At 68.1% G+C, this 19,164-nt stretch carries 16 protein-coding genes, 1 pseudogene and 1 riboswitch; of the genes and pseudogenes, 2 read left to right on the top strand and 15 right to left on the bottom strand.

Annotated elements, in window-relative coordinates:
* Nucleotides 1-15: 15 nt before the first annotated feature.
* From D3874_RS26430 to D3874_RS26465, 8 genes are all read right to left on the bottom strand, one after another.
* Nucleotides 16-1,971, bottom strand: coding sequence for a MacB family efflux pump subunit (locus tag D3874_RS26430; RefSeq protein ID WP_119782700.1), 1,956 nt, complete (start codon nt 1,969-1,971; stop codon nt 16-18).
* Nucleotides 1,972-2,139: 168 nt separating this feature from the next.
* Complete coding sequence (locus tag D3874_RS26435) at nt 2,140-3,399, bottom strand: efflux RND transporter periplasmic adaptor subunit (protein WP_119782701.1); 1,260 nt, start codon at nt 3,397-3,399, stop codon at nt 2,140-2,142.
* Nucleotides 3,400-3,563: 164 nt separating this feature from the next.
* Complete coding sequence (locus tag D3874_RS26440; RefSeq protein WP_119782702.1) at nt 3,564-4,346, bottom strand: energy transducer TonB; 783 nt, start codon at nt 4,344-4,346, stop codon at nt 3,564-3,566.
* 12 nt (nt 4,347-4,358) lie between these two features.
* Nucleotides 4,359-4,805 (bottom strand): ExbD/TolR family protein, encoded by a 447-nt coding sequence (locus D3874_RS26445; RefSeq protein ID WP_119782703.1) that lies wholly within the window; start codon nt 4,803-4,805, stop codon nt 4,359-4,361.
* Between the two features lie 3 nt (nt 4,806-4,808).
* Nucleotides 4,809-5,612, bottom strand: a complete 804-nt coding sequence (locus D3874_RS26450) for a MotA/TolQ/ExbB proton channel family protein (protein ID WP_119782704.1) — start codon at nt 5,610-5,612, stop codon at nt 4,809-4,811.
* 125 nt (nt 5,613-5,737) lie between these two features.
* Nucleotides 5,738-6,421, bottom strand: coding sequence for a Fe2+-dependent dioxygenase (locus tag D3874_RS26455; protein WP_119782705.1), 684 nt, complete (start codon nt 6,419-6,421; stop codon nt 5,738-5,740).
* A gap of 73 nt (nt 6,422-6,494) precedes the next feature.
* Nucleotides 6,495-8,039 (bottom strand): TonB-dependent receptor, encoded by a 1,545-nt coding sequence (locus D3874_RS26460; protein ID WP_158596236.1) that lies wholly within the window; start codon nt 8,037-8,039, stop codon nt 6,495-6,497.
* Complete coding sequence (locus tag D3874_RS26465; protein ID WP_147385879.1) at nt 7,976-8,935, bottom strand: TonB-dependent receptor; 960 nt, start codon at nt 8,933-8,935, stop codon at nt 7,976-7,978. Before D3874_RS26465 ends, D3874_RS26460 begins: the two co-directional genes overlap by 64 nt.
* A 283-nt stretch (nt 8,936-9,218) precedes the next feature.
* On the opposite strand from D3874_RS26465, the gene D3874_RS28860 reads away from it, so the two are divergent.
* Both D3874_RS28860 and D3874_RS29715 read left to right on the top strand, forming a co-directional pair.
* The gene (locus D3874_RS28860; protein ID WP_158596237.1) at nt 9,219-9,977 is read left to right on the top strand and encodes a PepSY-associated TM helix domain-containing protein; all 759 of its coding nucleotides are present in this window, start codon (nt 9,219-9,221) and stop codon (nt 9,975-9,977) included.
* A complete protein-coding gene (locus D3874_RS29715; RefSeq protein WP_199699395.1) occupies nt 9,974-10,402 on the top strand; it encodes a PepSY-associated TM helix domain-containing protein in 429 nt (142 codons plus the stop codon). The genes D3874_RS28860 and D3874_RS29715 overlap by 4 nt, the downstream gene beginning before the upstream one ends.
* Here the strand turns inward: D3874_RS29715 and D3874_RS30925 are convergent.
* From D3874_RS30925 to D3874_RS26505, 7 genes and pseudogenes are all read right to left on the bottom strand, one after another.
* Nucleotides 10,372-10,761 carry an allophanate hydrolase-related protein gene (locus tag D3874_RS30925; protein WP_233560393.1) on the bottom strand — a complete coding sequence of 130 codons (390 nt, stop codon included), beginning with the start codon at nt 10,759-10,761 and terminating at the stop codon, nt 10,372-10,374. The genes D3874_RS29715 and D3874_RS30925 overlap by 31 nt on opposite strands.
* Entirely contained in the window at nt 10,710-12,182 is a 1,473-nt protein-coding gene (gene atzF, locus D3874_RS26480) for an allophanate hydrolase (RefSeq protein ID WP_233560394.1), read from the bottom strand. The genes D3874_RS30925 and atzF overlap by 52 nt, the downstream gene beginning before the upstream one ends.
* Before the next feature lies 1 nt (nt 12,183).
* Nucleotides 12,184-15,704: pseudogene (locus D3874_RS26485) on the bottom strand (urea carboxylase).
* Between the two features lie 7 nt (nt 15,705-15,711).
* Nucleotides 15,712-16,365: an urea amidolyase associated protein UAAP2 gene (locus tag D3874_RS26490; protein WP_119782709.1), complete on the bottom strand. Its 654-nt coding sequence runs from the start codon at nt 16,363-16,365 to the stop codon at nt 15,712-15,714.
* A 10-nt stretch (nt 16,366-16,375) separates the two neighbouring features.
* The gene (locus tag D3874_RS26495) at nt 16,376-17,185 is read right to left on the bottom strand and encodes an urea amidolyase associated protein UAAP1 (protein ID WP_119782710.1); all 810 of its coding nucleotides are present in this window, start codon (nt 17,183-17,185) and stop codon (nt 16,376-16,378) included.
* Nucleotides 17,182-18,042, bottom strand: a complete 861-nt coding sequence (locus D3874_RS26500; protein WP_119782711.1) for an ABC transporter ATP-binding protein — start codon at nt 18,040-18,042, stop codon at nt 17,182-17,184. Before D3874_RS26500 ends, D3874_RS26495 begins: the two co-directional genes overlap by 4 nt.
* Entirely contained in the window at nt 18,039-18,860 is an 822-nt protein-coding gene (locus D3874_RS26505) for an ABC transporter permease (RefSeq protein WP_119782712.1), read from the bottom strand. The genes D3874_RS26500 and D3874_RS26505 overlap by 4 nt, the downstream gene beginning before the upstream one ends.
* Before the next feature lie 95 nt (nt 18,861-18,955).
* A riboswitch (guanidine-I (ykkC/yxkD leader) is annotated at nt 18,956-19,069 on the bottom strand.
* Nucleotides 19,070-19,164 lie beyond the last annotated feature (95 nt).

The following is a 19,164-nucleotide window of genomic DNA, read 5'->3' on the forward strand; positions in this document are numbered from 1 at the left end:
GGGAAATCCTGCCGGTCATTCGCTGGCCAGCGCCACGACCGGATCGAGACGGGCGGCCCGGCGCGCCGGGGCGAAGCCGAACACCAGCCCGACCATGGCGGCACAGCCGAAGGCCAGGGCGATGACCCCGCCGGAAAACTGGATGGGCATGCCGAAAGCCTGCACGATCAGGGCCGTGCCCACCCCGCCCAGCACGCCGATCACCCCGCCCAGCCCCGAGACCACGATCGCCTCGGTCAGGAATTGCTGGAGGATGTCGCGGGTGCGGGCCCCGGTGGCCATGCGGATGCCGATTTCGCGGGTGCGCTCGGTCACGCTGACCAGCATGATGTTCATGACGCCGATGCCGCCCACCAGCAGCGAGATGGCGGCGATCGAGCCCAGGAGCACGGTCAGCGTGTTCTGGGTTTCCGAGGCGGTCTCGACGATCGCCGCCATGTTGCGGATCTGGAAATCCTCCTGGCCGCGATGGCGTTCGATCAGCAGGTTCGACACCACCTCCTGGGTCTCGTCGATGCGCTCGACATCGGCCACGGCAACGGTGATCGAGCGCAGGTTGCGCGCCCCGAACAGGCGCAGCGAGCCGGTCGACAGGGGCACGAAGATGGTGTCGTCCTGGTCGCTGCCGTTGGGCGAGGCGCCCTTGACCGCCATCACGCCGATGACCTGGAACGGCACATTGTTGACCAGCACGAACCGGCCCACCGGGTCGCTGCCGTCGGGGAACAGGTTGTTCACCACGGTCTGGCCCAGCACGGCGACGGTGGCATAGGCCTTGGCGTCGTCGGCGTTGAAGAAGCTGCCCGCGGCGAGCGGCCAGTCGCGGGTGCCCGGCAGGTCTTCCGTGGTGGCATCGGCCTGGGTCTGGTAGTCGCGGTTGCCCACGCGCAGGGTGACCGTGCCCTGCAGTTCGGGCAGGGCATAGAGCACATTGTCGAGGCCGCGCATGGCCAGCGCATCGTCGGCCACCAGGGTCACGACCTGGCCGCCGACGCCGCGCTGGGCCGGCGCCCCGGGGCGCACCAGCAGCAGGTTGGTGCCCATGGCCCCGATGCGGTCCAACACCGATTGCCGCGCGCCCTCGCCCACCGCCAGCATGGCGACGACCGAGCCGACGCCGATGACGATGCCGAGCAGGGTGAGGAAGGTGCGGAACAGGTTGGCGCGCAGGGAGCGCAGCGCCATCTTGGCCGCCTCGCGCAGGTCCTCGATCGCGCGGGCCATGTCCGAGGCGGGCGTGGCCAGTTCGAAGGGCGCCGCCTCGTGCCGGGGCCGGGTCTGGCTGTCGGAGACGATCAGGCCGTCGCGGATCTCGATCACCCGGTCGGCGTGGGAGGCCACCGCCGCGTCGTGGGTGATGAGCACGACCGTATGGCCCCGCGCCGCCAGGTCGGCCAGCAGGGCCATGACCTCGGCCCCGCTGCGGCTGTCGAGCGCGCCGGTCGGCTCGTCGGCCAGGATCACCTTGCCGCCGTTCATCAGGGCGCGGGCGATCGACACCCGCTGCTGCTGGCCGCCGGAAAGCTGGCTGGGGCGATGTTCCAGCCGTTCGCCCAGGCCCAGCGTCCGCAGCAGGTCCGACGCCCGGGCATGGCGCGCCGCCGGCGTCACGCCGGCATAGATCGCCGGCACTTCGACATTCTCGGTCGCCGTCGCCGTGCCGATCAGGTTGTAACTCTGGAAGACGAAGCCGAAGGCCTCGCGCCTGGCCCAGGCCAGTTCGTCGCGGTCGAACTGCGAGACATCGCGGCCGGCGAACAGGTAGCGGCCGCTGGTCGGCTTGTCCAGGCAGCCGATCAGATTCATCAGGGTCGACTTGCCGGAACCCGACGCGCCCATGATGGCGACGAACTCGCCGCTGTGAATGGTCAGCGAGACGCCATGCAGCACCTCGACCACCACCTCGCCGCCGCCGGTGACATAGGTCTTGCGGATATCCTGGAGGTCGATGACGGGGGGCGCGGCGGGCATTACCGTACCTTGGCCAAACGCGGTGCGTCCTTCGAGACGCCACTCTGCGAGTGGCTCCTCAGGATGAGGCAAGTCTTTTTGCCATAAAGATTTTCCTCATCCTGAGGAGGCCCGCAGGGCCGTCTCGAAGGACGCAGGATGCCGGTGCCACACGTCGGACGGGCCATGTTACAGCGCTCCCAGCCGCGGCCTCGTGGCGCCCATGCCGGGCGGGCCGCCGGTGGCGGGGGTGGCGGCGGGGGTCGTGCTGCGGGTGCCGACCACGACCACGTCGCCCGGCTCCAGGCCCTCCAGCACCTCGGCCGAGACGCGGTTCATCACGCCGATGCGAACCCGGCGTTCGGCCGGCTTGCCGTCTTCGCCCATGACCATGACCCGGTAGGGCTTGCCGGTACGGCCCTGGCCGCCCTGGGCCGGGGCGGCCGCCGGCGCGCCCGGCCGCGGCCCCGGCGCCTTCAGCGCGGCGACCGGCACCGTCACCACGTCCTTGGCCGCGGCGACGAGGAAAAACACCTGGGCGCTCATCTGCGTCATCAGGCGGCCGTCGGCATTGTCGACATCGAACAGGGCGTTGTAGAGCACGACATTGTTGACCACGGTGGGCGTCGGCATGATCTGATTCAGCTTGCCGATCCAGCGCTTGTCGCCGCCGCCCAGCGTGGTGAAATAGGCATCCATCCCCACCTTCAGGCGCGAGATGTCGGCCTCCGACACCTGCGTCTGCACCGTCATCACCGACAGGTCGGCGATTTGCAGGATGATCGGCGCGGTCTGGTTGGCGTTCAGGGTCTGGCCCTTGCGCGCGGTCAGCGAGGTCACCGTGCCGGCCATGGGGGCATAGATCTTGGTATAGCCGAGGTTGGCCTGGTCGCCGTTCAGGGTCGATTCCGTCTGCTGGATCTGGGCCTTGATCTGGTCGATCAGGGCGCTGGCCGACTTCAGGGTGGCTTCCGCGGTCTGCACCGCCTCCTCGGTCGTCGCCTTCTGCGCCCACATCTGCTTCTGGCGCTTGAGCTGCTGGGCCGCCAGGACTTGCTGGGCCTCGCGATCGGCCAATTGCGCCTTCAGCGCCAGCAACTGCGCCTGGTCGGCGGCGACCCTGGTCTGATAGACGGTGGGGTCGATTTCGGCCAGCAGGTCGCCCTGCTTGACCGTGTCGCCAACATCGACATGGATGGTCTTGAGCTGGCCCGAGACCTGGGTGCCGACATCGACATAGTCGCGCGGCTGCAAATTGCCCAGGGCCGAGACCGTATCCTCGATATCGCCGCGGCCGACCTCGGCGGTGACATACTGGACGGCGGCGCCGTTGCCGGAGCCGGAGAACCACCAGCCGGCCAGCGCCACGACCACCAGCACGACAAGGGCGATCAGCCACCAGCGGCGGCGGGGCACGGGCGCTGGGCGGGGCGGACTGGCGGCAGTCATGATCGAGCTTAAGTCTCTATGGTTCTTCAAAGGCACACGCCGGGGCCAAGGCTACACCCGCAGCCCCGTTATCCTAAGGTTGAACGGACAAGTCAGTTCCGCCCTACGATCGGGGATGATCGGATTTTCCAGTCACCCAACAGCACGGCGCCGCCGCCATCGGCTCAACGGCGCTTCTTGATGCTGAAATCGATGGGGACGATGAAGGCCTTGGTCTCGTCCGGCATTTCGTCGGGCATGACGGGGAAAGGATTGCCCCGGGCGATGGTGTCCAGCGCCGCCTCGTCCAGTTCCGGCCGGCCGCTCGACTTGTGCAGGGTGCAACTGACGACATTGCCCTGGCGGTCGAGCACGAAACGCACCCAGGGCATGCCTTCGATCTGGCGCCGTTCGGCCCGCTCGGAATAGCGCTTGTGGCGATTGATCCAGGCCGCGACCTTCGCGCCATAATCGGCCCGGGCACCGGGATCGCCGCCGCCCGAGACGATCGCCGGGGCCGGGGTGACGACCGCCGCAACGGCGGCAGGCGGCGACGGCGGGGCGGGAGCGACCTCCTCCACCGGCTTGGGCGGCCTGGGCCGTTCGGCCTCGCGGCGGGGCTTGGGCTTGGGCGGCTTGGGCTTTTCCGGTTCCGGTTCCTTGACCACAACGACTTCAGCCTCGGCAACCTCGACCGCTTCCGCCATGACCGGCACGGTGACGGGCTCCGGCTCGGGCTCCACCACGTCCTGGGGCTTGACCTCTTCGACCGGCGGGGATTCCACCGCCTGGACCGGCTGCGCCTCGGTCATCATCGGCGGCAGCATCAGTTCCATCGTTTGCGGCGCCGGCACCACGGCGCCGCTGGTGGGCGCGTCGAATACCAGCACCAGCAGCAGGATCGCGGTCGCATGGACGGCCAGTGAGACGCCGACGGTAACGGAAGCGGATTTGTTGTCGCTGCTCATGGCGCGGGCCTGTTACTGCGGCGCCTTGGCCGTCTCGGCGATCATCGACAGCCTGGTGAAGCCGGCGGTGGAGACGATGCCCATGACTTCCATGATGCGGCCGTACTGGATGGTGCGGTCGCCGCGGACATAGACCACCCGGTCGGGCGTCGCCGTGGCCAGGTCCTTCAGCCGGGCCAGCAGCGCGCCGTCGTCCAGGCCGTCCTTGTCGATGAAGGTCTTGCCGGTCTCGTCGATCGAGACGATGAGCGGTTCCTGCGGGGCATTCAGCTTGGCCGCCGCCGACTTGGGCAATTGCACGGGCACGCCCACCATCATCAGCGGTGCCGCGACCATGAAGATGATCAGCAGCACCAGCATGACGTCGACGAAGGGCGTCACGTTGATTTCAGCCACCGGCTTGTAAAGGCTGCCGCCTTCGTCACCACTGCCGGGGCCCGGCATCATCGACGCGGCCATGGCCTACTCCGCCGCGCGGCGCAGCTCGGCCGGCTTGGCGCGCCCCAACTGGCTGCTCAACCGGGCGATACCGGTCGACAGGCGCTGGCCCACGCGGCCCAACTGGGTGGCGAAGGCATTGTAGAACATTACCGCCGGGATCGCGGCGACCAGGCCGATGGCGGTGGCGAACAAGGCCTCGGCGATGCCGGGCGCCACCACGGCCAGGCTGGTATCCTGGCTGTTGGCGATCGAGGTGAAGCTGTTGAGAATGCCCCAGACCGTGCCGAACAGGCCGATGAAGGGCGCGGCGGAGCCCACCGTGGCCAGGAACGGCAGGCCCTGCTCGACGCCGCGCAGGCCCTCGGCACTGGTCAGGCGCATGGCCTGTTCGGCGCGGTTGCGGCGCTCGTCGGTTTCCTCACCGGCCAGTTCGCGCCATTCGACCAGGCCGGCGTCGACCGCCGTGCGCGGCAGGCCGTCCAGCCGGGCCGCGGCGGCGGCCCCCTCGCGGGCGGCCACGGCGGCCTCGAAGCGGGTGACCTCGCGGCGCAGGCGGCGCAGGCGCAACGCCTTCTCCAAAGCGATGCCCCAGGTGATGATCGAGGCCACGATGAGCAGGACCATCACCGCCTTCACCACCGGGTCGGCCTGCAGGAACAGGCCGGAAATGGTCAGGTCATGGGCCTGGGCCGCCAGGTCGGGGGCGGACGCCGGGTCGAGCGGGGTGGCCGCGGTAACGGCAGGATCCAGCGGCGTGGTGCTGGGCACCGGCGGAATCGCCGTGGCGGCGGCGGCGCCGGGGGTGGTGGGGGCGGTCGGCTCCATCGAAACTCTCCTGCCCCGGACCAGCCCTGAAGGAACGCGGCGGCGGGGACCAACAATCCGCTAAATGAGAATGAATTGCAGAGACGATGCTATAGTCAGATCGAGACGCATTCGCAATTGCAAAATCACAATTCAGCCCAGCGGCGGAGCAGGTTGTGATAGGTCGCGGTCAGCGAGCGCACCGAGGGGTGATCGTCGCTCAGCTCGCCGCGCAGGCGACGGATGGCGGTGTCCAGCTCCCACAGCAGGCGGCGCTCGCCGTCGTCGCGCACCATCGACTGGACCCAGAAGAACGAGGCCCAGCGGCTGCCCCGGGTCACCGGCGCCACCTTGTGCAGGCTGGTCGATGGATAGAGCACCATGTGCCCGGCCGGCAGCTTCACCGGCTGGGTGCCGAAAGTATCCTCGATGATCAACTCGCCGCCGTCGTAATCCTCAGGGGGTGTCAGGAACAGGGTGGCCGAGACATCGGTGCGGATACGCAGGTTGTGCCCGGTAACCCCGCGGATGGCATTGTCGACATGGGCATCGAACTTCATGCCGGTGTCGTAGCGATTGAACAGCGGCGGATAGACCCGCAGCGGCTGGGCCGCGCTGATGAATTCCGGGTTGGTGCCCAGCGCGCGCAGGATGCGGTCGGCCAACTCGCGGGCGACGGGCGAAGTCTCCGGCACTTGGAGATTGAACTTGGCCTTGGCCGACTGCTCCCCCGCCGTGACCTTGCCGTCGACCCAGGGCGAGGCTTCGAGCCTGGCGCGCAGGTCGCGCACCTCGGCGGGGTTCAGCAGGTCGGGAATGGCGATCAGCATGGATTTTTCTCTTCAAACGCCGAAGGGCGGGCCGCTGGCGGCCCGCCCTTGGACTGGGATGTGACGCAGGCGATCAGAAGGTTGCCTGAGTCGAGAAGATGACCGTCCGGCCAGCGGCGGGAACGAGGCGGCTGTTCTGGGTCTGGGCGTAGTTGTCGTCGCGGTCGAGCAGGTTGTAGCCGTTCACCTGGACGACAACACCGTCGCCGATCTCGTAGGACGCCATGGCGTCGAACGAGAGGTAATAGGGGGCACGGTTCTCGGTCACACCGGTCACCACGCCGCCGGCGACGGTGGCCGAGTAGTTGAGCACCACCTCGTCGCGATACTGCACGCCGCCGCCCAGGGTCAGGTCGTCGAAGGGCATGTAGGTGGTCCACAGGCTCGCCGAGTTCTCGGGCGCGTTGGTGGCTTCCTTGCCGGCGATTGCCGCATTGATCAGGGGATTCGCGTTGCCGAAGTTCAGAACCTCGGCATCGAGATAGGCGTAGCTGGCCTGCACCACCCATTTGTCGGTGATCTGGCCGGTGGCGGAAACCTCGAAACCGCGGCTGCGGATGCTCTGCCCCGCCGCGACAACCTCGCCGCCTTCCAGCGTCTTCACATTGTCGCGCTCGATCTGGAACACCGAAAGGCCCAGGCCGAGCTTGTCGCCGAACAGGCCGAACTTGGCCCCGGCTTCGTAAGTCTCGCCGGTGGTCGGCTTGAGCGCTTGCTGGGTCTCGCTGATCGGGGTGCTGGCATTGCCGGCCGCGGCGCCGGTCGCCGGCTGCGACGACTTGGACCAGGAGACGTAGTAGGTCTGGCTCTCCGTCGGCTCCCAGATCACGCTGGCCTTGGGGTCCAGCAGGTCCTCGGAGACCTCCAACGACGAAACGGTCGGTCCCGGGGTGCGTGGGATGTAGTTGCCCGGTGTGGTCGGGGTCGGGGCCGTCGAGTAGCCCGAGCATCCAACGGGGGGCGGGGGAACGGGTACCGTGTTGGGCTGTGTTGGGCAGAACTTGTCGGTGAGGTCCGACTCGGCCTTGTAATCTTCCCAGCGCAGGCCGGCGAGGATGGACAATTCGTCGGTGATCCAGAACTGCTCGCTGACGAACAAGGCGAAACTGGTCGAGTCGGTCTCGCGATCGGTCGATGCGATGAAATTGGGCGACCAGTCGGGGCTCGTGGGATCGAGCAGGTTGCTGGTGGTGGGACGGCCCAGCCCGGTGTTCACCGTGTTCGTCCGCTCGGCATACTCATAGGAAACGTCGAGGCCTGCGATGAACTGGTTCTTGAAGCCGCCGACGGAAAAATCGGCCGTCGCGGTGGTGACGTTCTGCGCGCCCCACTGGTCGAGATAGTAGGGCGACGAGGGGCCGCCGAGACCGCCAAAGGGCACAGTCGCGGGATTGCCGTCGAAGAGATTGGCAAGACAGTTGCTGCCGCCGTTGGCAGCGTTGTTGGTCGAATTGCAACTGGGCGCGGTCGGCAGGAAGTCGCGGGTGTAGTAGCCCACGCGGGTATCATTGGCGATCTGCAGCCAGTCGTTCGCCCGGTGGGAAAGGCGGACGGTCACGATATCGGCCACCGTGTCGTCGTGATCGAGCTGGGTGCCGTACCAGTTCGAGCGATCCACCGGGGCGGGGCCGCCGACGCTGGCCCCGGGGCCAGCACGACCGGGATGCCATAGTCGGGGACGCGATTGTCTTCCTGGTGGATGTAGGCGACCGTCAGGCTGGTGTCGGTGCCCAAGCCGAAACCGATCGAGGGGGCGATGCCCCAGCGCTTCGATTCCGGGCCATCGCGGCCGACCGTCTCCTGGTCGGTATACATGACGTTCAGGCGCAGCGCCGTGGTGTCGCCGATCTGATAGTTGGCATCGCCCGTCGTGCGCAGGTGAGGCCCCAGCCCCAGTTCGCCGCGCAGGGTGATGAAATCGTCAAGCACCGGCACCTTGGTGGTCTGGTTGATGGAACCGCCGAAGTTGCCGCGGCCGAAGCTTTGCGCCGACGAGCCCAGGAAGACCTCGACGCTCTCGGTGTTGAAGGTGTCGCGGGTATAGACGCCGAAATCGCGCAGGCCATCGGTGTAGATGTCGTTCATCGAATCGAAGCCGCGGATGCGGAACTGGTCGCCGTTCATCGTCCCGCCCTCACCGATCGCCGTGGTGATGCCGGGAATGTTGCGCAGCGCCTGGTCGAGGGTGGTTATGCCCTGCTGGCGCAGCGTCTGCTGATTGACGACCTGGACGCTCTGCGGCGTGTCCTGGATGGATTGCGGCAGGCGGTCGAGGCCGGTCGAGCGCTGCTGGTTGTTTGCCGGCGCACGCTCGCCTTCCACCGTGACGGTGGGCAGGGTTTCGGCGGTCTGGCCGCTGGCGGCGGTCGCGGCCCAGGCGCCGTCGGCGGTGACGGCGCTGTCGCGCTCGCCGGCCAGTGCCGGGGCGACTGCCATCGGGGCAGCGCCCAGGACGACGAGCATGGCCAGGTGGGAAACCCGGCGACGCGGTGAGGTAATCGAAAACTCAGCCATTTTGCCCCGCAGCAATATTTGTTTGCGAGGCGTTCTTAAGTTGAATGAAAACGACTCGCAATTGCAGTCGCGAGTGCATTTTCCGATCGCTGCGGATAAAAGCGCAGGAATCGGCGCCTTCCTTCGTATCCCCAGGGTCCGCCGCCCAGATGAACCGGGAACTGTGCCCCGGCCGCCACAGTCGCGCCGGCGCTGCGGGGGCCGATTAATCCTCCTTCCACATTTCACGAATGCGAGGCATTTTCATTCGCGACTGGATCGACTGCATATTGGAAATCATCGGATGACCGCCTCCCCCCGCGGCCGCCTGCGGCGCCTGTGGCTCAACATTCACCTGTGGATCGGCGTCGGCCTCTGCCTGCTGGCGGTCCCCGTCAGCCTGACCGGCAGCGTCCTGGTCTGGCACGACACGATCGAGGAAATGCTGGAGCCGCAGCGCTACGCCGTCACCGGCGATACCCTGGGCGTGCCGCTGAGCACTTTGGTGGAGACCGCGCAGGACATCCTGACCGGCGCCACCGTCACCCAGATCCGCCTGCCCACGCAGGCGGGCCAGCCGGCCTCGGTCGTGGCCCGGCCGGCCAAGGCCGCCTCGCCGCGCGAGACGGTCAGCGTCTGGATCGACCCGCCCACCGGCAAGGTCCTGGACATCGGGCCGACCAACAATGCCTTCATGCGCCTGATGCACGATTTCCACGGCAACCTGCTGGTGCCGCAATGGTCCGGGCGGCAGATCGTCGGCTGGGTCGGCGTGGGCATGCTGATCCTGTCCCTCTCGGGGATCTATCTGTGGTGGCCGCGGCGGCAGTCCTTCATCCGCGCGCTGGGCTGGCGCACGGGCATGCGCACCACCGCCAACCTGCACCACCTGGCGGGCTTCTGGATCTCGATCCCGCTGGCGATCCTCTCGCTCACGGGGATGTATATCTCGTTCCCGCAGACCGCGCGGGCGGCGCTGGGCAGCCTCGCCCCCTGTCGGCCCAGGCGCCGCGCCCGCCGGGGATGCAAGGCCCCGCGACCCCCTTGGGCCAGCCGCGGATGACACCCGACGACGCCCTGCGGGCGGCGGTCGAGAAGGGCCCGGCGGGTTACGTGGCGGCCACCATCACCCTGCCCACGCAGCAGGCGCCCGCGTGGCGCGTGGTGCTGACCGGCGACGGCGTCAATGCCACGGTCAATGTCGACGATGCCACGGGCGCCGTGCGCCTGCCGCCCGCCCCAGCGCAGCCAAGTTCAGGCGACTTGATCGCCCGCTGGATGCGCTGGCTCCATGTCGGCACCAACACCGGCCTGGTCTGGCAGGCGGTGATCTTCGTCGGCGGCCTGCTGCCCGCCCTGTTCGCCGTCACCGGCATCATGATGTGGCTGCGCCGTCGCAAGACCGAGCAGGCCATGGCGGCGCGCCGTGCGCGCAACCAGGCGCGCGGCGCGCTGCCTCAGCCCAATGCCGGGGCGGGCGCCGAATAGGCCCGCCAGCCGCCCAGGTGGGTGATCTCCGGCGCGCCCCGGAGGGCATGGGCCTCGCACAGGAAACCCGAGGCTTCGCTGCCGTCGTCGAGGCGGACCTTGCCCACCCCCAGCGGCGCCGGGATGGCGGCGACGAAGCGGCCGAAGGCGGCGGGCGAAAGGCCCCAGACCTCGACCTCCAGCCCCGGCCCCTCGAAGCCCGGTTCGTGGATCAGGCCCGGCTTGGGCGGCACCGTGCCGGGCAGGGCATAGAGGCGGTAGTCGGCCGCCGTGCGGCAGTGCTTGAGCAGCACGCCGCCTGAACCGGTCAGTTGGTGATTGAGCGGCATGCCCGAGAGATGGGCGCCCACCACCACCACCGGAATACGCTCGACATCCGGCCCGGCGGCGGCGCGAACCTGGCCAGGTTCGCGTCGGTGTCGAGGCCGATACCCGCCCCGGTGATGCGGTGCAGCCGGTCCGCCCATACCGCCAGCGCCGCATCGGCAAAGGCCGGCGCCACCAGGGTGACGCCGAAGGGCAGGCCGTCGTTGCGCAGGCCCGCCGGCACGGCGATGGCGCAATTGTCCAGCAGGTTCACGAAATTGGTATAGCGGCCGAGCTTGGCATTGAGCCCGATCGGATCGGCCTGCATGGCCGCGACCGTCGGCAGGATGGGTGCCGTGGGCAGCATCAGGATGTCGGCCTTGGCCCATTCCGCCGCCGTGCGCTGGCGGAACGCCTCCAGGGCATAGGCGCCGCGGAAGGCCTCGACCGCGCTGATGCCGATGGCACCCTCGACGATCTTGCGCACGGTGGGGTCGATATCGGCCGCATTGGTCTGGTGGAAACCCTCGATCGCGGCCAGGCGCTCCGCCACCCAGGGCCCGCCATAGAGCAGGCTGGCAGCCTCGCGGAAGGGTGCGAAATCGATCTCGACGATGGTGCAGCCCAGGTCTTCCAGGGCATCGATCGCCGCCTGGAACAAGCCGGCATTGGCGCCGTCCTCGAAGAACTCGCGCTCCGCCCCCACCGGCACGCCGACCCTCAATGCCGCGGTCGGCAGCAGCACCGGCGCGGCGCTGCGCGAATAGGCGTCGGTCGGGTCGAGGCCGGCGGCGATGCCACGCACCAGGTCCCCCTCACCTGCCGTGGCGGCAAAGACGGTGATGCAGTCCAGGCTGCGGCAGGCCGGCACCAGGCCGGTGGTGGACAGCATGCCCTTGGTCGGCTTCACCCCGACGATATTGTTGAAGGCCGCCGGCACCCGGCCCGAGCCGGCGGTGTCGGTGCCCAGCGAGAAGGCGACCAGGCCCGCCGCCACGGCCACGCCCGAGCCCGAGCTGGAACCGCCCGAGACATAATCGGGATGAAACACGGAACGTGGCGCGCCATAGGGCGAGCGGGTGCCGTTCAGGCCGGTGGCGAACTGGTCCAGGTTGGTCTTGCCCACGGGGATCGCGCCGGCCGCGCGCAGCCTGGCCACCACCGTCGAATCCGCCGCCGGGGCATAGGCAAAGGCCGGGCAGGCCGCCGTGGTGTCGAGCCCGGCACAGTCGATATTGTCCTTCACCGCAAAGGGAATGCCCCACAGCGGCTGCCCGGGCGACGGCCCCTTGGCCATCAGGGCCTCGGCGGCCGCGCGCAGGGCGTCGTCGTCGAAACGGCTGATCCAGACCGCCGGATCGGGCCAGGCCTCGATGCGTTCGATCACCGCCTCGATCACCGCGAGGGGGCTCAGGCTTCCCGCGGCATAGGCCCGAGACAGGGTCTCGATGGTCAGGAGCTTGGGGAGTTTCATGTCAGATTTCCTCGAGCAGGGCGACCACCTGGCCGGCCTGGACTGTCCGGCCCTGCTGGCAGCGCAGGCTTGACACCGTGCCGGCCACGGGACTGCGGATTTCCATTTCCATTTTCATCGACTCAACGATCACCACCACTTGCCCCACCTCGATCCGGTCGCCTTCTTCGACCAGGATCTTCCAGACATTGCCGGTCACCTGGGCCGGCACCGGCAACTGCCCGTGGGGAATATCATCGTCGCCCCCCACCGCCGCGCCATCGTCGACCACGAAGCTGTCGAGGCCGCGGGCCTTCCAGTCCGCCCGCTCGACCTCGAAGGCGGTCTGCTGGCGGTGCTTGGCCGCCTCGATCTCGGCCTTGTTGGCGTCGAGGAACCGGGCATGGTCACCGTAGGCAAACTGCGTCTCCTCGATCCTGATCGGATAGCGGCCATGGGGGAGGCCTCGCGCGCCTCCATCAGCTCGGCTTCCGAAACAGGGAAGAAGCGGATCTGGTCGAAGAAGCGCAGCAGCCAGGGATGGCCGGGGGTGAACACCGGCGTGGTTTTCCAGGCATTCCACATCTGCACCGTGCGACCGAAGAGCTGGTAGCCGCCCGGCCCCTCCATGCCGTAGATGCACATATAGGCGCCGCCGATACCCACGGCATTCTCCGGCGTCCAGGTGCGGGCCGGGTTGTACTTGGTGGTGACCAGGCGGTGGCGCGGGTCGACCGGGGTCGCCACCGGGGCGCCCAAGTAAACGTCGCCCAGGCCCAGCACCAGGTAGCTGGCGTCGAAGATCGTTTTCTGCACCGCGTCGACCGTCTCGAGGCCGTTGATGCGGCGGATGAACTCGATGTTGGACGGGCACCAGGGCGCGTTGGGCCGCACCAGTTCCTGGTACTTGCGCGCGGCAAGCTGGATACTGGGATCGTTCCACGACAAGGGCAGGTGGACGATGCGGCTGGGCACCGTCACCGCCTGCGCCGGGGGCAGGCCCGCCTCGATCTCCTGCAGGATCGCCAGCAGGCGCCTGGTCGGCAGGGCGCGGCTGTCGTAATGGATCTGCAGCGAGCGGATGCCCGGCGTCAGGTCGATGATCGCCGGCAATCGTGCCGCCTTGACCGCCTCCATCAGCAGGTGCACGCGCAGACGGAGCGCAATGTCCAGCACCATGGCACCGTATTCGACCAGCAGGTCGTCGTCGCCGGCCCGGCGATAGACCACCGGCACCGGGCCATGATCGAGATGGCCCAGGATCGGGCTGCCGGCATCCGTCGCCTTGGTGACGATCGCCGGCAGCGGATGGTCGTGGGGCACGAAGCGGACCTTGTCGCCCGGCTTCAACTGGCCGGCCTTCCACAATTCGTCGCGGGCGATCACCGCCGGGCAGACGAAGCCGCCCAGGCTAGGGCCGTCTGGCCCTAAGATGATCGGCATGTCGCCGGTGAAGTCGATGGCGCCGACGGCATAGGCATTGTCGTGGATGTTGGACGGGTGCAGCCCCGCCTCGCCGCCGTCGGCCCGGGCCCAGCGCGGTTGCGGCCCGATCAGGCGCACGCCGGTGCGCGCACTGTTGAAATGGACCTCATAGGTCGCATTGAACAGGTCGACGATGTCGGCTTCGCTAAAGAAATCCGGCGCGCCGTGCGGGCCGTAGAGCACGCCGATGCTCCATTCCCGGGTGATCGGGGGAATGATCGGCGCCGTCTCGGCCTCGCCCGCCGGCACTTGGCCGATGTGCAGGGTCTCGCCGGCCTTCAGCACGCCGGTGCCCTGGCCGCCGAACTTGCCCAGCGAGAAGCACGCCTGGGATCCCAGAAAGCGCGGCCCGTCGATGCCGCCGCGCACGGCCAGATAGGTCCGCTGCCCCGCCCCGGCGATGGTGCCCAGGGACAGGGTCTGGCCCGGGGCGATCTCGATGGGCACATAGAAATCGACCGGCCGGCCGTCCAGGCTGGCCGGCATGACCGCCCCGGCCAGCGCCACCACGGCGCGCCCATGGAATTTCAGGGTGGGACCGGCCATGGTGCATTCCAGGCCGGCCGCACCTTCCGCGTTGCCCAGGATCCGGTTGGCCAGGCGGAACGAGCGGTCGTCGAACGGGCCTGACGGCGGCACACCCACATCCCACAGGCCCAGGCGCCCGGGCCAGTCCTGCACGCTGGTCTGCGGCCCGGCGATCAGCACCTCGATCGTGGTCGGCGTGTAGCTGAACTCCTTCAGCGCGGCGGTCGAAACCTGGGCCGAGGCGAACAGGTCGGAACCGATGATGGCCCGCAGATAGGCGAGATTGGTCTCGATGCCCCACACCCTGGTGTCGGCCAGCGCCCGGCCCAGCTTGCCGATGGCCTGTGCGCGGGTCTCGCCGGCGGCGATCACCTTGGCCAGCATGGGATCGTAGAACGGCGTCACCTCGGTCCCCGTCTCGACCCAGGTATCGACCCGGATCCCCTCGGGGAAGGAGACTTCCGTCAGGCGCCCGGTCTGGGGCCGGAAATCGGCCTGGGGGTTTTCGGCATAGAGGCGCACCTCGACCGCGGCGCCCTGGGGCACCAGGCTCTCCTGCGCGGGCAGAACCAGGTCGCCCGCGGCCTGGGCGATCATCCATTCGACCAGGTCGATGCCGAACACCGCCTCGGTCACCGGGTGTTCCACCTGCAGGCGGGTGTTCACCTCCAAAAAGTAAAAATCGTCGCGCGCCACGTCGTAGATGAACTCGACCGTGCCGGCGGATTCGTAGGCGACCGACTGGCCCAGCGCGATCGCCGCCTGGTGCAGGCGGGCACGCAAATCGTCGGACAGGCCCGGTGCCGGCGTCTCCTCGACCACCTTCTGGTTACGCCGCTGGAGCGAGCAGTCGCGCTCGCCCAGCGCCACCACCCGGCCCTTGCCGTCGCCGAAGATCTGCACCTCGACATGGCGGGCCAGGGCGACGAAGCGCTCGATATAGACCCTGGCGTCGCCGAAGCTGGACGCGGCCATGCGCTGCACCGCCTCGAAGCGGGCGGTGAGCTCGGCCGCGTCATGGCACAGGGACATGCCGATGCCCCCGCCGCCGGCCGTGCTCTTCAGCATGACCGGATAGCCGATCGCCTCGGCCGCCGTCACCGCTTCCCCGGCACTGGCGAGAATGTCGCTGCCCGGCAGCAACGGCACGCCGGACGCCTTGGCCAGGGCGCGCGCGGTGTGCTTCAGGCCGAACTCGCGCAGGTGCTCAGGCCGCGGCCCGATGAAACGGATGCCCGCGGCGGCCAAGGCCTGCGCAAAGGCCCCATTCTCGGAGAGGAAGCCATAGCCGGGATGCACCGCCTGGGCGCCGGTCGCCTGGCAGGCCTCGATGATGGCCTGCCAGCGCAGATAGCTTTCCTTAGGCGCGGCGGGGCCGATATGAACGGCCTCGTCGGCCGCCAGGACGGGCACGCTGAAGCGATCGGCATCCGAATAGACGGCAACCGTCGCGACCCCCAGTTTCTTGGCCGTGCGGATGACCCGGGCGGCGATCTCGCCCCGGTTGGCAATCAGGATTTTCTGGAACATCGGGGCGTCACGCAGCCTCCCCGTTCCAGATGAGAATCCGCACCGGCGTGGGATCGAAGCCATTGCAGGGATTGTTCACCTGCGGGCAGTTGGAGATGACGCACAGCACGTCCATCGCCGCCACCATGTCGACATGGGAGCCGGGCACGGAAATGCCGTCGACGATCGCCAGCCCGCCATGGGGGTCGATCGGCACGTTCATGAAGAAATTGATGTTGGGCACGATGTCGCGCTTGGTCAGCCCGTGCTTGGCCAGCTCGACCACGAAATTCTCGCGGCAGGCATGCATGTAACGTGTGTGATGGCCAAAGCGCACGGTGTTGGCCTCGCACGAGCAGGCCCCGGCCGAGGTATCATGCCGGCCGCAACTGTCGGCCACCACGGTCAGCATGACATTGCCCTCGTTGGACATGAGCTTCGTGCCGGTGGTGACATAGGCCGAACCCTGCGCCAGCAGGGTGTCCTGCGCGCTGTAGCGTTCCGAGAAATCGGCCGCGGCATAGAACAGGGTATCGACTGCCTGGCAGCCCTCCAGGTCGACGATGCGCAGGGTCTGGCCCGCCTTCACCACATGGGACCACGGGCGGTTGGCGGGAATGGTGAAGTCATAGGCGGCAGCGGCCGGGTCGAGATCCGCCGCCGGGGTGCAGATGATGGACATGGAATTCCCCTCAGGCGAATAGCGGATCGGTATTCTCGAACCCGCGCACGGCTTCCGCCGTCGCGGTGCGGCACAGATCGTCGGCCAAGGGCGGCGCCCCCTGCCAGATCACGGCCTCGATATCCGATGGCGCATAGGCACCCGGGCTGAAGGGATGGGGGCAGTTCGACAAGGCGATCAGCAGGTTCATCTCGGCCCGCAGTTCGACGAAATCGCCCGGCTTCGTCACGCCCTCACGCCAGGTGAACTTGCCGTCCGCATCGACCGACACGGGCGAGAAGAAGCTGATCGCGGGAGCCAGATCGCGCTTGCCCAGACCGAATTTGGAGGCGGCCAGGCGCAGGTTTTCCTGGCTGTTGCGCAAGGCCCCGTCGCCGTACTTCGCGGCATTGGAGGCAGGGGTGGAACCACCCACCACCGTGTCATGGGCGCCCGAGGTGTCCTCGACGATCGAGGTCATCACCCGGCCCATGTCGGAGAACAGCACCCGGCCCTTGGGCAGCGCCGCCGTCCACTGCAGCTTCATGGTGTCGGCGCTGTTGTAGCGCTCCGACGTGTCGTCGGCATTCCACATGAAGAAGGCAACGCCGGGCGTGGCATTGGTATTGATGATGCGCAGGCGCTCGCCGCGCTTGAGCCTGGCCGTCCAGTACCAGCCGCCGGGCACGGTCTCGCGGTGGCGGATCAGGTTGGTGGTCAGGGGCGCCTCGTCCAGGGCGGTCGCCCCGGGCAGGGCCTTGGGCGCGGCCTGGTCGCCGGCGGCCTTCAGCTCGAGATAGCGGCGTCGCAACGCCTCGATTTGTCTGGCCTTGTCAGTCATGGCTTGGTGCTCCGACTATATCGCTTGGAGCGCCAGGTCGTCCCGGCCGAGCCCCGCATCGAGGGCCGGGTCGTCCCGGCCGGGGCAGGTGAAGAGATGGGCGGCATCTTGTGCGGGCTGGCCTCGCCGGCGATGCGCCGGGGCCAGACCTCGATATCCGCCTTGATGGTGGCGCCGTAGCGCGAGCCGTCCACCGGGTCCTCGCGCGGACGCTCCAGCGCGATCACCCTCGTGGCCATGCCGAAGGCTTCCGGCAGGTCGTGGGTGACCATCACCACGGTGATTTCACACTCGTTCCACAGCCGCCGCATCAGGGCATGGATCTCGCCCCTGATGCCGGGGTCGAGGGCGCCGAAGGGCTCGTCCAGCAGCAGCACCTTGGGTCTGCGGATCAGGGCCTGAGCCAGGGCCAGGCGCTGCTGCATGCCGCCCGACAATTGGGCCGGGTACTTGCGTTCGTGCTCGATCAGGCCGACCTCGTCGAGCAGGGCGCGGGCCTCGGCCACCGCCTTGGCCTTGGCCGCGCCGAACAGCCGGGCCAGGATGCCGCCGCGCTCGAACTCCAACCCCAAGAGGACATTGCCCAGCACGGTCAGGTGCGGGAACACCGAATAGCGCTGGAACACCACGCCGCGCTCGGCGGTGGGCTCGCGCGCCAGCGGCTCGCCGTCGATCAGGATCTCACCGCGGCTGGGGATGTCCTCCGACAGCAGCATGCGCAGGAAGGTGGTCTTGCCGCAGCCCGACGGGCCGACCAGGGCAACGAAGGAACGCGGCGCGATCTCCAGGTTCAGTCGCTCCAGCACCACCAGGTCGCCATATTCCTTCCAGACGTTGCGGACGGTGATCGCGCTCATGACCCGGACCTCGCCGCGGCAAACCAGGGGAACAACAGGCGTTGCAGCTGGCGCAGGCCCAGGTCCATGCAGAAGGCGAGCAGGGTGATCCAGGCGACATAGGGCAGGATCACGTCCATCGCCAGGTAGCGGCGCACCAGGAAGATGCGGTAGCCCAGGCCCGATTCCGACGCGATGGCTTCGGCCGCGATCAGGAACAGCCAGGCCGGGCCGAGCGACAGGCGCAGGCTGTCGATCAGGCGCGGCAGGATCTGGGGCAGCACCACCCGCTGGATGATGGCGAAGGTGGATGCCCCCAGGGTCTGCGCCTTGATCAGTTGCTGGCGCGGCAATTCCTCGGTGCGCAATGCCAGGTCGCGGATGATCACCGGCGCCAGGCCGATGACGATCAGGGTGATCTTCGAGACCTCGCCCAGGCCCAGCACGATGAACAGGATGGGCAGGATGGCCAGCGGCGGCACCATCGAGACCACCGCGACGAAGGAAGCGAACAGCGCCCGCACGTGGGGCAGCAGGCCGATGGCGATGCCGGCGCTGAGGCTGATCAGGGTCGAGACCAGGATCGCCGCACCCAGGCGCAACAGGCTCGCCCCGGTATCGAGCCACAGCAGCACGTCGCCCGTGCGCTGGTCTTCCTCGAAGGCCATGCGCGAGATCGCATCGCCGAAGGACGACAGGCTGGGCAGGAGCTTGTCGTTGGGATTCTCGCTCAGGCGGATCTCGGACCCGATGAGGTAGAGAATGGCCACCACCACGAAGGGCAGGGCGGCCAGCAGGGCGCGGTTCCCTGAGCTTGGCTGTCGATTGATCGCACGCATGGAACCAACCCCTTGTCGCTCGCCCAAGCCACCATCGGCCGGACCGGTTTAAGGAATTGGCGAGACCCTAGTGACGCCAATTCCTGGTCACCGAGGCCTCCCGGGCTTTTATCCCGCCGTGCATCCCCCCCGGATGTCTCCCGGCGGGACGGCAGCTCTCGGACCAGACACCGGGCAATCACCCGGCCGGAACCCTAGCCACCAAACTCTGTCCCTAAATCAGCAAGAGCCATGCCAAGAGTCAAGGCCAGGGATTTCCTTGTGCTATGCAACATAAACGGGCGCGGTGGCTGAAAATTTCGTC

The organism is Oleomonas cavernae (genome assembly GCF_003590945.1).
Lineage (GTDB): Bacteria > Pseudomonadota > Alphaproteobacteria > Zavarziniales > Zavarziniaceae > Zavarzinia > Zavarzinia cavernae.

Excerpts from the sequence above, each read along its gene's own strand:
- D3874_RS26430 (WP_119782700.1), bottom strand. The coding sequence starts at position 1,971 with ATGCCCGCCGCGCCCCCCGTCATCGACCTCCAGGATATCCGCAAGACC.
- D3874_RS26435 (WP_119782701.1), bottom strand. The coding sequence starts at position 3,399 with ATGACTGCCGCCAGTCCGCCCCGCCCAGCGCCCGTGCCCCGCCGCCGC.
- D3874_RS26440 (WP_119782702.1), bottom strand. The coding sequence starts at position 4,346 with ATGAGCAGCGACAACAAATCCGCTTCCGTTACCGTCGGCGTCTCACTG.
- D3874_RS26445 (WP_119782703.1), bottom strand. The coding sequence starts at position 4,805 with ATGGCCGCGTCGATGATGCCGGGCCCCGGCAGTGGTGACGAAGGCGGC.
- D3874_RS26450 (WP_119782704.1), bottom strand. The coding sequence starts at position 5,612 with ATGGAGCCGACCGCCCCCACCACCCCCGGCGCCGCCGCCGCCACGGCG.
- D3874_RS26455 (WP_119782705.1), bottom strand. The coding sequence starts at position 6,421 with ATGCTGATCGCCATTCCCGACCTGCTGAACCCCGCCGAGGTGCGCGAC.
- D3874_RS26465 (WP_147385879.1), bottom strand. The coding sequence starts at position 8,935 with ATGGCTGAGTTTTCGATTACCTCACCGCGTCGCCGGGTTTCCCACCTG.
- D3874_RS28860 (WP_158596237.1), top strand. The coding sequence starts at position 9,219 with ATGACCGCCTCCCCCCGCGGCCGCCTGCGGCGCCTGTGGCTCAACATT.
- D3874_RS29715 (WP_199699395.1), top strand. The coding sequence starts at position 9,974 with ATGACACCCGACGACGCCCTGCGGGCGGCGGTCGAGAAGGGCCCGGCG.
- atzF (WP_233560394.1), bottom strand. The coding sequence starts at position 12,182 with ATGAAACTCCCCAAGCTCCTGACCATCGAGACCCTGTCTCGGGCCTAT.
- D3874_RS26490 (WP_119782709.1), bottom strand. The coding sequence starts at position 16,365 with ATGTCCATCATCTGCACCCCGGCGGCGGATCTCGACCCGGCCGCTGCC.
- D3874_RS26495 (WP_119782710.1), bottom strand. The coding sequence starts at position 17,185 with ATGACTGACAAGGCCAGACAAATCGAGGCGTTGCGACGCCGCTATCTC.
- D3874_RS26500 (WP_119782711.1), bottom strand. The coding sequence starts at position 18,042 with ATGAGCGCGATCACCGTCCGCAACGTCTGGAAGGAATATGGCGACCTG.
- D3874_RS26505 (WP_119782712.1), bottom strand. The coding sequence starts at position 18,860 with ATGCGTGCGATCAATCGACAGCCAAGCTCAGGGAACCGCGCCCTGCTG.